We start from the raw sequence: 12,540 nt of genomic DNA, 5'->3' as shown, positions 1-12,540 counted from the left end.
CCCATCATCGTGTAATAAAATTTAATTAAGGACGCCAATGCCTGAAGCTTTAGAACAAGATATTCCACTACAACAACTAAAACAGGTGACTAAGTCACTAAATAGTGGTCAATTTGTTCAAGTTAGGCGCATGCTAGCAAAAACGGCACCTTGTGATACCGCACTTCTTTTAGAATCATCTCCCCATAAAATTCGTCGTATGCTCTGGCAACTGGTTGATCCTGATGTACAGGGTGATGTACTTGAAGAGCTCTCTGAAGACGTACGTTTGGGCATTATTGCGCAAATGGCACCTGAGCACATTGCTGCTGCAACAGAAGACATGGGCCATGATGATTTAGGGGAAGTACTACGTAGCCTACCAGACACCGTATATAAAGACGTTGTTAGCGCGATGGATATTCAAGATAGAGAGCGCGCAACACAAGCTCTATCTTACCAAGAGCGCTCTGCTGGCGCCTTGATGAATATCGATACCGTAACTATTCGCCCTGATGTAACTCTAGATGTTGTACTACGTTACATTCGCTTACGTGGTGAACTACCAGAGGGCACCGATGACTTATACGTTGTAGATAAACATAACTGTTTTTTGGGCGCCTTATCGCTGAGCACATTATTAACTAATCCCCCTGAAAAAATTGTTCAGGATTTAATGGATGAAGAGTGTGAATCTATTCCTATTTCAATGGATGAAAGCGAAGTAGCGCAACTATTTGAACGACATAACTGGATATCAGCTCCAGTGGTCGATGACAACGCGCATTTGCTTGGCCGTATTACTATTGATGATATCGTTGATGTTATCCGTGAAGATGCAGAGCATAGCTTATTAAGCTTAGCGGGTCTTGATGATGAAGAAGATACCTTTGCGCCGGTCTTAAAAAGCTCTAAAAAGCGCTCAATTTGGCTAGGTGTAAACTTACTAACTGCATTGCTGGCTGCAATTGTGGCGAGCTTTTTTGAAAACACCTTAGCTATATTACCAATTCTTGCTGTGCTCAATGGCATTGTCCCGTCAATGGGTGGGGTTGCAGGCAGCCAAACCTTAACTTTGGTTATTCGCGGTATCGCGGTGGGCCATATCAACCAAACTAACCAACGTTTTTTATTATTAAAAGAACTCGCTATCGGCGCGATTAACGGTATGGTTTGGTCTATCCTAATTGCCGGTGTCGTTGCGCTTTGGCAATGGGATTTCAAACTCGGTGGTGTTTTAGCGTTTGCTATGTTTATGAATTTAGTTGCAGCAGGTATTGCGGGTGCTAGTATCCCACTATTGCTTAAAAAAATGAAAATAGATCCAGCACTGGCAGGCAGTGTGGTACTAACCACAGTAACTGATATTGTTGGTATATTTGCCTTTTTAGGCACTGCAACTTGGTTATTGATTTAGGCTTCAATTTTTTTATAAACAAAAACACCGCGTCAATACGCGGTGTTTTTGTTTAAGCCGATAATTACTTTACCTTGCGCGCTGGCGATTACCGCCCACCTTAGGTTTAGTGTTGGCTTTTTTAAACTGACTAAAGCCAGTATGACGAGTAAGCGCAGGGCGACCACCCTTGTTACCTTTACCGCCTTTGGCTTGCCTTTCATCTCTGCCTTCTTCTGGCACTAAACAATTTGGACCTTTACCAATGAGTTTAGCTTTGCCCATGTTACGAAGGGCTTCACGGATCATTGGCCAACCGGCAGGATCATGGTAACGTAAAATTGCTTTATGCAAACGACGCTGGCGCGCGCCCTTTGGCACCGCAACTTGCTCAGTATTATTTTTAATATTACGCAACGAGTTCATTTCAGTATGATAAATGGTGGTCGCATTAGCCATCGGTGACGGATAAAAGTTTTGCACCTGATCAAGCTTAAAGTCATTCGATTTCAGCCACAAAGCCATATTAACCATGTCTTCGTCTTTAGTCCCTGGATGAGCAGAAATGAAGTATGGAATTAAATACTGCTTTTTACCCGCTTCTTTAGAGTACTTATCAAATAGCGCTTTAAATTCATCGTAAGCACCCATACCCGGCTTCATCATCTTAGATAATGGACCATCTTCAGTGTGCTCAGGTGCTATTTTTAAATATCCACCAACATGATGAGTTACTAGCTCTTTAACGTAACGAGGATCACGTACAGCAAGGTCATAACGCACGCCTGAAGCAATTAAGATCTTTTTGATCCCTTTAACCTCACGCGCCTTTTTATATAAATCGATAGTCGGGGTATGATCAGTATCCATATGCTTACAAATATCTGGATACACACACGACAAGCGGCGACAGGTACTCTCTGCTTTTTTACTGGTACAACGCAGTTTGTACATATTTGCGGTTGGTCCGCCTAAATCAGAAATAACCCCAGTAAAGCCTGGCACTTTATCTCTAATTTGCTCAATCTCTTCAATAATTGATTCTTGAGATCGGCTTTGAATTATTCGCCCTTCATGCTCAGTAATAGAACAGAACGAACAGCCGCCAAAACAACCGCGCATTATGTTTACCGACGTTTTAATCATATCGTAAGCAGGGATTTTGTCGTCGCCATAACTTGGGTGCGGAATACGCTGATACGGTAAACCAAACACATCATCCATTTCTTGGGTTTCAAGTGGATAGGCTGGCGGATTCACCCAAATAGAGCGATCGCCATGACGCTGAAACAACGCTCTTGCACAACCAGGGTTGGTTTCTTGGTGTAAAATACGCGATGCATGGGCATACAATGGTTTATTAACACTGACCTGCTCAAAAGCGGGTAACTTAACGTAAGTTTTTTCCCATGGCTTAGGACGCGCAGGCTGTATGGTAATTGGTTTTGCAGCTTCGGCTTTTAAATCAATACCCGCTTGCTTAAATTCTGATTTAGCACAACCCACATCATCCGCCCCATAAGGATTAGGAATAGGGTCTATTTTACCAATTTTATCAATGGCTGTTGAATCACTGCCACGCCAACCGGGTAAAGGCTCTTTACGAATAACCGCCGTGCCTCTCACATCTTGTATGGTATCCATGGTTTCACCCGCAGCGATACGGTGCGCTACTTCAACTAACGGGCGTTCGGCATTACCATAAATTAAAATATCACCCTTAGCGTCAAACAATACACTACGGCGTACTTTTTCTTGCCAATAATCGTAATGAGCAATACGACGCAAGCTGGCTTCAATGCCCCCTAAAACGAGTGGCACATCCTTATAAGCTTCACGACAACGTTGTGAGTATATGATCACGGCGCGATCGGGGCGTTTACCACCAACATTTCCTGGGGTATAAGCATCATCGTGGCGCATTCGTTTTTCAGCGGTGTAACGATTGATCATCGAATCCATGTTACCGGCTGTAATACCAAAAAATAAGTTAGGCTTACCCAATGCCATAAAGGCATCTTTAGAGTTCCAATCAGGCTGAGCAATAATGCCCACTCTAAACCCCTGCGCTTCAAGCACACGGCCAATTACGGCCATCCCAAAACTAGGATGGTCTACATAAGCATCACCGCTAATAATAATAATATCGCAGCTATCCCAGCCAAGCGCGTCCATTTCTTCGCGTGTTGTTGGTAAAAATGGGGCTGTGCCATAACACTCAGCCCAATACTTAGGGTATGAGAATAAGCCGCGATCAGCTTTTAATGTGCTCATAAAATTGGCCGTTCAATAACAAAAGGCGCGAATTATACCCTATCGACATCCCCGTTGATATAGCACAAAATGAAAGCACTGATTAAAAATTGTTTACCTTTATCGCATTACTAAAACAGACAAATCATCTAAGCTGATTACTGCTAATGTCTGCTTTTAGATTTATTTAAAGTAGATAAACTAGATAAAAATGATCGACTCTAGGCTAAACTATTAAATAAGCTGTGATTATTAATAATTCATAGATACTGTAATATTAAAACCAATGAGGCATACCTATTAAACTACTTAAACAATTAATGCAGTTTTCAGCCATCTTGCTGTTGGCGTTTGTTGTTGTGGGATTACTTTTACCACAAAACTATCACGTGCAAAAAAGCATTAAAATAAATGCCCGCCCTCCTGTTATAAAGTCATTAGTAGAAGATTTTACTCAGTGGTACAAATGGTCGCCTTGGCAGCAAATAGATCCCAATATTGAATTTAGTATTGGTGAACCTAGTGCTGGTGCGGGAGCCTATCAATCTTGGCAAGGAAAGTGGGGGCAAGGCGAAATGACAATCACTTCATTAAGCGCCAATGAAGTTGTATTTAATGTATTATTTAATCAAGAACATATTATTACTAGCCGATTACTATTTAGCCCCCATGCAAAAACTGTAACCTGGCATATAGAAGGACAAGCAACTGTGCCGCTTATATCTGGCTATGTTGCTATATTTGCTGAAAATATATTAAGCAATATAGTCACCCTAGGGCTAAATAACTTAAAGACGGTAGCCCAACTCAGTGATGCACAAGCAATAATGGAAAGCCATGACAGTCAAAACCGCACAAGCCAGAATTAAACTTGCCAATATTATTGAGTCACTGTTAGGTTACTCGGTCACAAAAGTGAGTAATACGCCTGCAGCTGATGAAAAAACCTATAATACGCAGGGAAAAGCAAAGTCTCTTTACCGTATTAATAGCGAGCATTCAGTGTTAGCTCGAGCACAAAAAAGACAAGATCTACTGCTAATAAAACAACAACAAAATATCGAGACTATTTTAGCCTTGGCAATGGAGTTTTGTCCTGATGTAGCCTGTGCTAAACAGCCTGATGCCGATTGGGTAGAGCACTTTATTGCCTTGTGTGAAGATACCTCAAATCAATCAATGCAAACATTATGGGCAAAAATTTTTACTGGCGAAACCATTAGCCCAGGTACCTTTTCTATAAAAAGCTTACAAACTCTCAAACACATGACCCAGCGCGAAGCTGATTCATTAAGAAAGTGTGTGTCTATTTCAGGGTATAACGAAAAAGATAGTAGTCACCTAATATTTTTAGGCTATTACAAAAAACCCTCGTTATTTGATTTATTAGGTAAGGGTAATAAAGTGTCATTAAGCATAGGTAAAAGCGGTGTGAGCTTTCCTGATGTTTTGACCTTAATGGATTTAAATTTGTTATACCGTAAAGAGATTGAATCCGCTGCATTAAAAGCAGGACAAGAGATCACTCTTTCCTTTTTAACTCAAAAACTAACTTTAAAAGCAAAAAGTAACGACTTAGTACTAAGCTATTATAAGTTTACCCAAACCGGTGATGAACTGTTTAGACTAATGAATTACCCAATTAATAAAGTGTACAAACAGTTAATTGGTGCAGCATTTGAAGGGGAATTTGAATTAGTGTGGCACACTTCAAAATAACTAAAAAAAGCCACACAAGGTGGCTTTTCATTAAACTAATCGGTGCTTAAAAATGAACTTGTATGCCTGCAAATGGGCCTGATGCATCAATATCAGTATTAATATCATCTACATCATCAAGCTCTAAAACCATAGAGCGGTAACCCGCTTTAACCGCAACATCAACCGCTAGGTTATCAATCAACTCCCAAGCAATACCCATTTGGTAATCTCGTACTTTACTGTCATTAATAGCTAAAAAGCTGCCTTCAGCAAAAACACTTAAACCACTAAATGGTAAACCTGCTTCAAAACGTCCATATGCTAAAGGTACTACACCTGAGAACTTTTCTATCTCAGTGAAGTTAGCGCCACCTTGTTGCGATGTACCTGTTACCACAAGCTCACCATCAAACTGCTTAGCATTAATACCTAAATCAATTGAGATTAAGTCGTTATCAAAAATTTCATAGTAAAGAATATAATCAATGTGCGATAAGTCAGTGACTGAATTAACATCAGTGCCAACAATATAATCAGAGCCATTAAAGCTAAATGTATCTTCAAGTTGCGTTGAACCGGTTAGTTCAAGCTCAGTGTATTTTAGCTTTAAGTTTGGCACTAATGGAACCGGATGCTCAAGTGCGGCGTAATAGCTAACAAAAGTCTCATCTTCAAAATTGAAGTTTTGTAGGGCGTTATTATTATCAGAAAAGCTACCGTCATTATCGGCTTTCCAACCATCAACCCCTACATACAAACCCAATACAGTATCGGCTTGTGCTACAGGTGCTAAACATGCCATTGATAAGGCTGCTGCTATACAATACTTTTTCATTTTTTATCCTTGCGCTAATAATTCGCTAAGTTCAATCAGTGCCGCATTGGCTCTAGAGATATAATTTGCCATAACGAGTGAATGGTTGGCGACATAACCGAATCCGTTGCCGTTTAAAATTATTGGGCTCCAAACGGTTTCTTGGGTCGCTTCAAGCTCGCGTATAATTTGTTGTAAACTAACACGGGCGTTCTTTTTATCAAGTACTTCGGCAAAATCATATTCAACCGCTTGTAAAAAATGCAGTAAAGCCCAAGTAGCACCGCGTGACTCATAAAATACATCATCAATTTCCCACCACGATGTTCTTACTTGTTGTTGTAATGGCGTATAAGTAGCTTGTGTATTTGAAGAGTTGCCTGCTAAATCGGTATTTACCTTGTCTTGACCTACACTCGCACTCAAACGTTGGCTTAAACTACCTAAGCGTTTTTCAGCTTCTTTTAACCAACTGCGTAAATTATCTGCACGTGAGTAAAATTGGCTATCGCGCTCATGCTGATTCGCAATTTGAGAACGGTAAACTAATAAGTAATCAATACCTTTCTGATATTCGCCCTCAGCACTTGGCCATGCCCATGCTTCAGAACTAATATTAAATTGTGGCTGTGCTTTTTTAAGCGCTTCGTGCTCAGTTGATTGTGACTGTGAACGACTAAAATCTTTTCGCATTGATAGTGCTAAATCACGCACCATTTCCAACGCGCCATACTCCCAAGCGGGCATGTTGTCCATTATTACGCTCGGTGGCAGTACATCATTTGATAAATAACCGCCTGACTTAGTTAAGAGGGTATCAGCGACGGTGATAAGCGTTGAAGTGGTTACATATCCTGTTACTGGTTTTTCACTGCGTTGCTGCGCTTGCTGCTTGGCATTTTGTACCACATCAAAACGTGCAGGCTCTATGCTCCAGTACACTGCAATAGCGTAAAATACGACAAACAATAATACCAATGCCGTTATTATTTTTCCTTTATGCTGTGACATTTATCCCCCTAATGATGACTATGATCTTTTGATGCTTTTACCGGCTCAGCTTGCGATGCTAGCGAAACTACTTTCGCATTGGTGAATACTCGATTCCCGTCTTCAAAATATAGCGTGAGTTTGCGTTCTTGACCTACTTTTAACGGCTCTTGTGGTTCAAACACCATTAAATGGTAGCTTCCAGACTTAAAATCGAGTTGCTGGTGAGCTTTAATAAGCAATGATTCTACTTTTTGCATTTTCATCATACCATCAGCGTGGACGTGCTCATGGATCTCAACACGACCTAAACCATCTATGGTCGCTCTTGTGAGTGTTGCCGGTACATTACTGTGGTTTTCAATACTAAAATAACCCACGCTGGCTTTAGTGGCAGGTAAAAACTCTCTTACTTGAGCATTTGTTACTTGTAATTGCGCAACAACACTATCGTGTTCATGTCCTTCGTGCGCCAATAACGAAGACGAAAAAACACCCACCAATAATGCACTTGCACTTAAAATACATTGTTTAATCATCAGTAAAATCCTTGTTAAAACATAAAAATATAGTCCAAATTTATCATAATTCCCTAATATTAGGCAGCTAATTTAAGTTTAAGAAGCCACTTTTTTGTTATCTGCGATTAACCAACACAACCCTGCCACAAACAATAATGGCCAAGCAATCATCAGTGATCCGAATAAAAAGGCTAATATCGTTCCAGCCAGTGCCACCATCGCCGCGCCAACAAGCCCCATAGTTACCAAAGCTGCAATCGCAATAACAACTATAATGGCGATTAACGCCCCAATGAGCTCTATACCAGTCCAACTAATATCTGAGATCCACAACGGAAATTGCCATACATCAAAATGAATTATCGAGCCGCTATTAATCAAAAATAATGTAACAATAAGTAGGCATACGGCGAGAGTTTTCATGTCGTTCCCCTTACACTGCTTTTTCTTCAAGACAGCAGTGCGCAATTAAATAACCTAGCGCCACTGCAAACGGAAAACTTAAAAATAATAAAACGGTGACTAAACGAGTAGACCATACCGGAAAGTCTAATCGGTAGGCTAACCCACTACAGACACCTGATATTTTTTTGTTAAGCGTATTTTTATACCAACGACGATGCGTATTAAAATTATTCATAACAATCTCCTTAGGCTGTTTGTTTGTTAGCAGTATTTAAACTCGCTTTTAAACTTGCCAGTTCTGCATCAATTTTTTCGTTTTTAACCAGTGACTCAATTTGCGTCGCAGTATTGCTCGCTGTATCTGTCAGCTCATATGCTTCAACCTGCGATTCAACACTCTCAACGCGGCGCTCAATTTGCTCAAATCGTGATAAAGCAGTGGCCACTTTATCGCTCTGCAGCTGAGTATTTATCTTTGCTCTTGCCTCAACCACATTTTCACGCTTTACAAGTTGTGCTTGCTTAGCTTTAGCCTGTGTCATTTTTTGCTGTAGGCGCTCACAGTCCTCTGTGATTTTTACAATTGATTGCTGCAATGTCTCAAGCTGTGTTTGTAAGCATTCTATGTTTTTTTCAACTGTGTGTTTTTCAGCTAATGCTGATTTAGCTAAATCGTCACGATTTTTTGCAATAGCATGTTCGGCCTTTAATTGCCAATTTGTGAGCGCTTGTTGTTTACTGCTTATTTGACGCTTGATATTCTTTTCTTCACATAATAGTGCTGCCGCGGTGCTACGACACTCATTAAGTGCCTCTTGCATTTCGGTTAGCATCAAATTAAGTAGTTTTTCTGAATCTTCAGCTTTATCAAGCATAGCTACGATATTTGCTTGAATGACGTCGTTTACGCGATTAAATATACCCATGTTATTCTCCTGATGATTTTTTATTTATACATCAACAGGATTCCAAGAGTTATGCCAACAACTTAAAATTCTTTTATTTTCATTAAATATCAATAATTTAAATTATTTTTGACGGGTAAGTTAATGACTAGTCACTGAATGAAATTAAGTCGAATTGGCTAATAAATTACATTTTTGACTAAAATTTGGGATCAAAAAAAGCCACCTGAGGTGACTTTTTCTATAAAGAGTATCTGTTATGCCAATTGCATTAAATTGGCATTACTCGGGTACGTAACTTAACGCTTTATCCATAACACTTAAATCAGCTTGCTTACCATGACCATTTTCAGATAAGTGGCGTCTAAAGCCACGCGCACCGGGTTGCCCCTGAAAAATACCCAGCATGTGGCGTGCAACATGCCAAAAATTAGCCCCTAAACGCATCTCTTCTTCAATGTAATCATACATAGAGCGTACAACATCATGTCGAGACTGAGTATTAGCCGCATCACCATAAATTTTTTCATCCACTTCATTAAGCATAAATGGATTACTGTAAGCCTCTCGGCCCACCATAACCCCATCTATGTACTGTAAATGCTCAAGACTTTGCTCAATGGTTTTAACACCACCGTTAATACTTAAATCAAGTTGAGGGTAATCTTTTTTAAGCTGATAAACGCGGGGGTAGTTAAGCTCAGGAACTTCGCGATTTTCTTTCGGGCTCAATCCTTTTAGCCATGCTTTGCGCGCATGAATAATAAAGTCATCACAGCCAACTTTATGTGAAGCCTCTATCAAAGCACATAAAAATTCATAAGAATCTTGCTCATCAATACCAATACGAGTTTTAACTGTAACCGGAATATTAACTTCACTTTTCATTGCAGCAACACACTCTGCAACTAAATTAGGCTCGGCCATTAAACAGGCACCAAAACGTCCATTTTGCACACGATCTGACGGACAACCTACATTAAGGTTTATTTCATCATAACCGCGCTCACCAGCAAGCTTGGCACACTGTGCTAGCGCTTGCGGGTCTGATCCACCTAATTGCAATGCCACAGGGCCTTCGTGCTGATTAAAATGCAAGTAGTCACCACGACCGAATAAAATAGCGCCAGTTGTGATCATTTCAGTGTAGAGCACGGTCTGTTTTGTCATTTTACGATGAAACGTACGACAGTGGCGATCAGTCCAATCGAGCATAGGGGCCACGCTAAAGCGTCGATTTAAAGTACGTTTATCCAAAATGTGATCCTCAAAAATTTATAATTTAAGCACAGCTTAAACGGCGCTGCATTTTACACAAAAGCCCTATGCGCAGCAATATTAAGCAAACACTTGCAAGCCAAAGTATTGTGCAATACCGTTTAAAATATTAGTCACCGCGACTGAGCTTAAAATTAACCCCATAATTCGACTAATAATACTTGCCCCACTATCACCTATTATTTTATGTACATGCGTAGCAAGTAATAACAAAATCAGTACCACCACTAAAACAGCTAACATCATTGATGAGGTAATCATTTGTTCAACCCAGGTATATTCCTCATTGCGTGTCATTAATACCGCACCTAACATGGCACCGGGACTGGCTATTGATGGGATAGCAAGCGGAAAAATAGCGGTTTCAGTGCTGTCTCTAACACTTTTAATTTCAGCTTCAGGCTTACTTTCACCAAAGGTCATGGAGAGTGCAAAAATTAATAAAATTAAACCACCTGCTATTTGAAATGCCGAGAGCGGGATCTCAATCACATTCAGTAATTGCTCGCCAGCAACTACAAAAAATAACAGCACTAAAGCAGACACACCCACGGCTTTAAAAATCACTTTACGCTTAAACTTGTCGTCATCTCCACGAGTTACGGCGATAAAAACCGGGATTGTGCCAATTGGATCGATAACCGCAAAAAAGAAAATAAATATAGCTAATAGTTCATGCATTAATGAGTACCTTTTCACTAAATCGGTTAATAAAACGCTGCAACTACAATACAGTATGTTAGTATATCACGGCAGCGTAAGGATGAGAGAAGATGAATATAGAATCACTCGTAAGTAAAGCAAAACAAGTGTGCGACAACCGTGGTGCGCGATTCACACCTATTCGCGAGAAGGTATTTCGTTTATTGGCCAGTGCCCAAGGTGGTGTGGGGGCGTACGATTTACTTGAGCAATTGAAAGTCACTGAAACAGGTGCTAAACCTGCAACGATTTATCGTGCTTTAGACTTTTTAGCCGAACTCGGTTTTATTCATAAAATTGAAAGCACCAATGCATTTATGCTGTGTCATCATTTTGATCATATTCATCCTGTTCAGCTATTAATTTGTGATAGCTGCGGCTTTGTTAAAGAGCTGCACTCAACAGTAATTTCACATGAGCTCAATAACTTGGCAGCCGAAAGTGGCTTTGTAGTTTCCGGGCAAACAATAGAAGCACATGGTAAATGTGACTCTTGCCGAGCATAGATAAGCGACTATAGCTATACTTTGCGTATAACCTTTATCAGTACCAATTTAAGGACATCTAATATGAATGTAGAGTTCATTAATCCCTTTTTAGCTTCTTTGATGAATGTATTGAGCACTATGGCTCAAACTCAGTTAAAACCAGGCAAGCCACGCATTAAAACAGATGAGATAGCCTGTGGTGATGTATCGGGATTAATTGGTATGGTTGGCCCTCAAACTCGCGGTTCATTTTCAATTACCTTCGACGAAGGTTTAGCGCTGACTATTATGGAACGAATGTTAGGCGAACGACCAGACGACATAAATGAAGAAGTAACCGACATGGTCGGTGAAATAACTAATATGGTTACCGGTGGTGCTAAGAATTTACTAGGTGAAAAAGGCTATGATTTTGCCATGGCAACACCCATTGTTGTGTCTGGTAAGAACCACACTATTACTCACAAAAGTGACGGCAAGAAAATTCTTATGCCGTTTACCAGTGACGCAGGTAATGCAAATATAGAAGTGAGTTTCGATAAGCTATGAGCTGGTCGCAAACCACAATTACATTAAAGCCTCGCTCGCGGGGCTTTCATTTAATTGATAACGACATACTCAATCAACTCCCACAAATAAGCCAATTTAAAGTTGGTTTATTACACTTATTTATTCAACACACCTCAGCCAGCTTAACCATTAATGAAAATGCCGATCCTACCGTGCGTATGGATATGGAAAGCCACTTTAATCAATTTGTTCCAGAGCGCCAGCCTTATTACCGTCATGACTATGAGGGCGATGATGATATGCCTGCCCATATAAAAACCAGTACCTTAGGTTGCCAGTTAACTATACCTATTAGCCATGGTCAGTTAGCACTAGGAACTTGGCAAGGAATATACTTAGGTGAGCACCGTGATCATGGTGGTTCAAGGCACATTATTGCAACTTTGCAAGGCGAAAAGTTTTAGGTTTTAGGTTTTAGGTTTTAGGTTTTAGGTTTTAGGTTTTAGGTTTTAGGTTTTAGGTTTTAGGTTTTATGTTTTAGTTTTTAGTTTTTAGAAGGTGATATTTTAATATAAGATCAATCTGTATTAATTTAAAT

At 40.1% G+C, this 12,540-nt stretch carries 15 protein-coding genes; 6 read left to right on the top strand and 9 right to left on the bottom strand.

Features of this window, described 5'->3' with window-relative positions; translation table 11 throughout:
• The first annotated feature begins 37 nt into the window (after positions 1-37).
• Entirely contained in the window at positions 38-1,396 is a 1,359-nt protein-coding gene (mgtE, locus tag CWB75_RS10645) for a magnesium transporter (protein WP_008115512.1), read from the top strand.
• 69 nt (positions 1,397-1,465) lie between these two features.
• Here the strand turns inward: mgtE and CWB75_RS10640 are convergent, their stop codons facing one another.
• Positions 1,466-3,649, bottom strand: a complete 2,184-nt coding sequence (locus tag CWB75_RS10640; RefSeq protein WP_054202373.1) for a YgiQ family radical SAM protein — start codon at positions 3,647-3,649, stop codon at positions 1,466-1,468.
• A gap of 299 nt (positions 3,650-3,948) precedes the next feature.
• Here CWB75_RS10640 and CWB75_RS10635 point away from each other — a divergent pair, with 299 nt between their 5' ends.
• Positions 3,949-4,497 carry an SRPBCC family protein gene (locus CWB75_RS10635; RefSeq protein WP_054202374.1) on the top strand — a complete coding sequence of 183 codons (549 nt, stop codon included), beginning with the start codon at positions 3,949-3,951 and terminating at the stop codon, positions 4,495-4,497.
• Positions 4,466-5,347, top strand: coding sequence for a TIGR03899 family protein (locus CWB75_RS10630; protein ID WP_010390553.1), 882 nt, complete (start codon positions 4,466-4,468; stop codon positions 5,345-5,347). Before CWB75_RS10635 ends, CWB75_RS10630 begins: the two co-directional genes overlap by 32 nt.
• Before the next feature lie 46 nt (positions 5,348-5,393).
• On the opposite strand, the gene CWB75_RS10625 is transcribed toward CWB75_RS10630, so the two are convergent.
• The 8 genes from CWB75_RS10625 to CWB75_RS10590 all read right to left on the bottom strand — a co-directional run bounded on the left by CWB75_RS10625 (position 5,394) and on the right by CWB75_RS10590 (position 10,923).
• The gene (locus CWB75_RS10625) at positions 5,394-6,164 is read right to left on the bottom strand and encodes a TIGR04219 family outer membrane beta-barrel protein (RefSeq protein WP_138570629.1); all 771 of its coding nucleotides are present in this window, start codon (positions 6,162-6,164) and stop codon (positions 5,394-5,396) included.
• A 3-nt stretch (positions 6,165-6,167) separates the two neighbouring features.
• Positions 6,168-7,154 carry a DUF2333 family protein gene (locus CWB75_RS10620; protein ID WP_010390551.1) on the bottom strand — a complete coding sequence of 329 codons (987 nt, stop codon included), beginning with the start codon at positions 7,152-7,154 and terminating at the stop codon, positions 6,168-6,170.
• An 8-nt stretch (positions 7,155-7,162) separates the two neighbouring features.
• Positions 7,163-7,672 (bottom strand): copper chaperone PCu(A)C, encoded by a 510-nt coding sequence (locus tag CWB75_RS10615; protein ID WP_138570628.1) that lies wholly within the window; start codon positions 7,670-7,672, stop codon positions 7,163-7,165.
• A gap of 78 nt (positions 7,673-7,750) precedes the next feature.
• Positions 7,751-8,077: a hypothetical protein gene (locus CWB75_RS10610; protein WP_010390549.1), complete on the bottom strand. Its 327-nt coding sequence runs from the start codon at positions 8,075-8,077 to the stop codon at positions 7,751-7,753.
• Positions 8,078-8,087: 10 nt separating this feature from the next.
• The gene (locus CWB75_RS10605) at positions 8,088-8,294 is read right to left on the bottom strand and encodes a PspC domain-containing protein (protein ID WP_010390548.1); all 207 of its coding nucleotides are present in this window, start codon (positions 8,292-8,294) and stop codon (positions 8,088-8,090) included.
• Between the two features lie 10 nt (positions 8,295-8,304).
• Positions 8,305-8,985 carry a PspA/IM30 family protein gene (locus CWB75_RS10600; RefSeq protein WP_138570627.1) on the bottom strand — a complete coding sequence of 227 codons (681 nt, stop codon included), beginning with the start codon at positions 8,983-8,985 and terminating at the stop codon, positions 8,305-8,307.
• A 261-nt stretch (positions 8,986-9,246) separates the two neighbouring features.
• Entirely contained in the window at positions 9,247-10,179 is a 933-nt protein-coding gene (gene dusA / locus CWB75_RS10595) for a tRNA dihydrouridine(20/20a) synthase DusA (RefSeq protein WP_249362323.1), read from the bottom strand.
• A gap of 123 nt (positions 10,180-10,302) precedes the next feature.
• Positions 10,303-10,923: a MarC family protein gene (locus CWB75_RS10590; RefSeq protein WP_008115498.1), complete on the bottom strand. Its 621-nt coding sequence runs from the start codon at positions 10,921-10,923 to the stop codon at positions 10,303-10,305.
• Positions 10,924-11,015: 92 nt separating this feature from the next.
• Here CWB75_RS10590 and CWB75_RS10585 point away from each other — a divergent pair, with 92 nt between their 5' ends.
• From CWB75_RS10585 to CWB75_RS10575, 3 genes are all read left to right on the top strand, one after another.
• A complete protein-coding gene (locus CWB75_RS10585; RefSeq protein WP_008115496.1) occupies positions 11,016-11,450 on the top strand; it encodes a transcriptional repressor in 435 nt (144 codons plus the stop codon).
• A gap of 63 nt (positions 11,451-11,513) precedes the next feature.
• The gene (locus tag CWB75_RS10580) at positions 11,514-11,981 is read left to right on the top strand and encodes a chemotaxis protein CheX (RefSeq protein WP_010390540.1); all 468 of its coding nucleotides are present in this window, start codon (positions 11,514-11,516) and stop codon (positions 11,979-11,981) included.
• Positions 11,978-12,406 (top strand): secondary thiamine-phosphate synthase enzyme YjbQ, encoded by a 429-nt coding sequence (locus CWB75_RS10575; protein WP_138570625.1) that lies wholly within the window; start codon positions 11,978-11,980, stop codon positions 12,404-12,406. The genes CWB75_RS10580 and CWB75_RS10575 overlap by 4 nt, the downstream gene beginning before the upstream one ends.
• Positions 12,407-12,540 lie beyond the last annotated feature (134 nt).

The sequence above is a fragment of the Pseudoalteromonas sp. S1608 genome, assembly GCF_005887265.1.
In the GTDB taxonomy this organism is placed as follows: Bacteria; Pseudomonadota; Gammaproteobacteria; order Enterobacterales; family Alteromonadaceae; genus Pseudoalteromonas; species Pseudoalteromonas undina.
This window is presented reverse-complemented; position numbering and strand designations above follow the sequence as displayed.

Coding starts and splice junctions, on each gene's coding strand:
- CWB75_RS10605 (WP_010390548.1), bottom strand. CDS start 8,294: ATGAATAATTTTAATACGCATCGTCGTTGGTATAAAAATACGCTTAAC.
- CWB75_RS10580 (WP_010390540.1), top strand. CDS start 11,514: ATGAATGTAGAGTTCATTAATCCCTTTTTAGCTTCTTTGATGAATGTA.
- CWB75_RS10610 (WP_010390549.1), bottom strand. CDS start 8,077: ATGAAAACTCTCGCCGTATGCCTACTTATTGTTACATTATTTTTGATT.
- mgtE (WP_008115512.1), top strand. CDS start 38: ATGCCTGAAGCTTTAGAACAAGATATTCCACTACAACAACTAAAACAG.
- CWB75_RS10575 (WP_138570625.1), top strand. CDS start 11,978: ATGAGCTGGTCGCAAACCACAATTACATTAAAGCCTCGCTCGCGGGGC.
- CWB75_RS10590 (WP_008115498.1), bottom strand. CDS start 10,923: ATGCATGAACTATTAGCTATATTTATTTTCTTTTTTGCGGTTATCGAT.
- CWB75_RS10635 (WP_054202374.1), top strand. CDS start 3,949: ATGCAGTTTTCAGCCATCTTGCTGTTGGCGTTTGTTGTTGTGGGATTA.
- CWB75_RS10625 (WP_138570629.1), bottom strand. CDS start 6,164: ATGAAAAAGTATTGTATAGCAGCAGCCTTATCAATGGCATGTTTAGCA.
- CWB75_RS10600 (WP_138570627.1), bottom strand. CDS start 8,985: ATGGGTATATTTAATCGCGTAAACGACGTCATTCAAGCAAATATCGTA.
- CWB75_RS10585 (WP_008115496.1), top strand. CDS start 11,016: ATGAATATAGAATCACTCGTAAGTAAAGCAAAACAAGTGTGCGACAAC.
- CWB75_RS10615 (WP_138570628.1), bottom strand. CDS start 7,672: ATGATTAAACAATGTATTTTAAGTGCAAGTGCATTATTGGTGGGTGTT.
- CWB75_RS10620 (WP_010390551.1), bottom strand. CDS start 7,154: ATGTCACAGCATAAAGGAAAAATAATAACGGCATTGGTATTATTGTTT.
- dusA (WP_249362323.1), bottom strand. CDS start 10,179: ATGCTCGATTGGACTGATCGCCACTGTCGTACGTTTCATCGTAAAATG.
- CWB75_RS10640 (WP_054202373.1), bottom strand. CDS start 3,649: ATGAGCACATTAAAAGCTGATCGCGGCTTATTCTCATACCCTAAGTAT.
- CWB75_RS10630 (WP_010390553.1), top strand. CDS start 4,466: ATGACAGTCAAAACCGCACAAGCCAGAATTAAACTTGCCAATATTATT.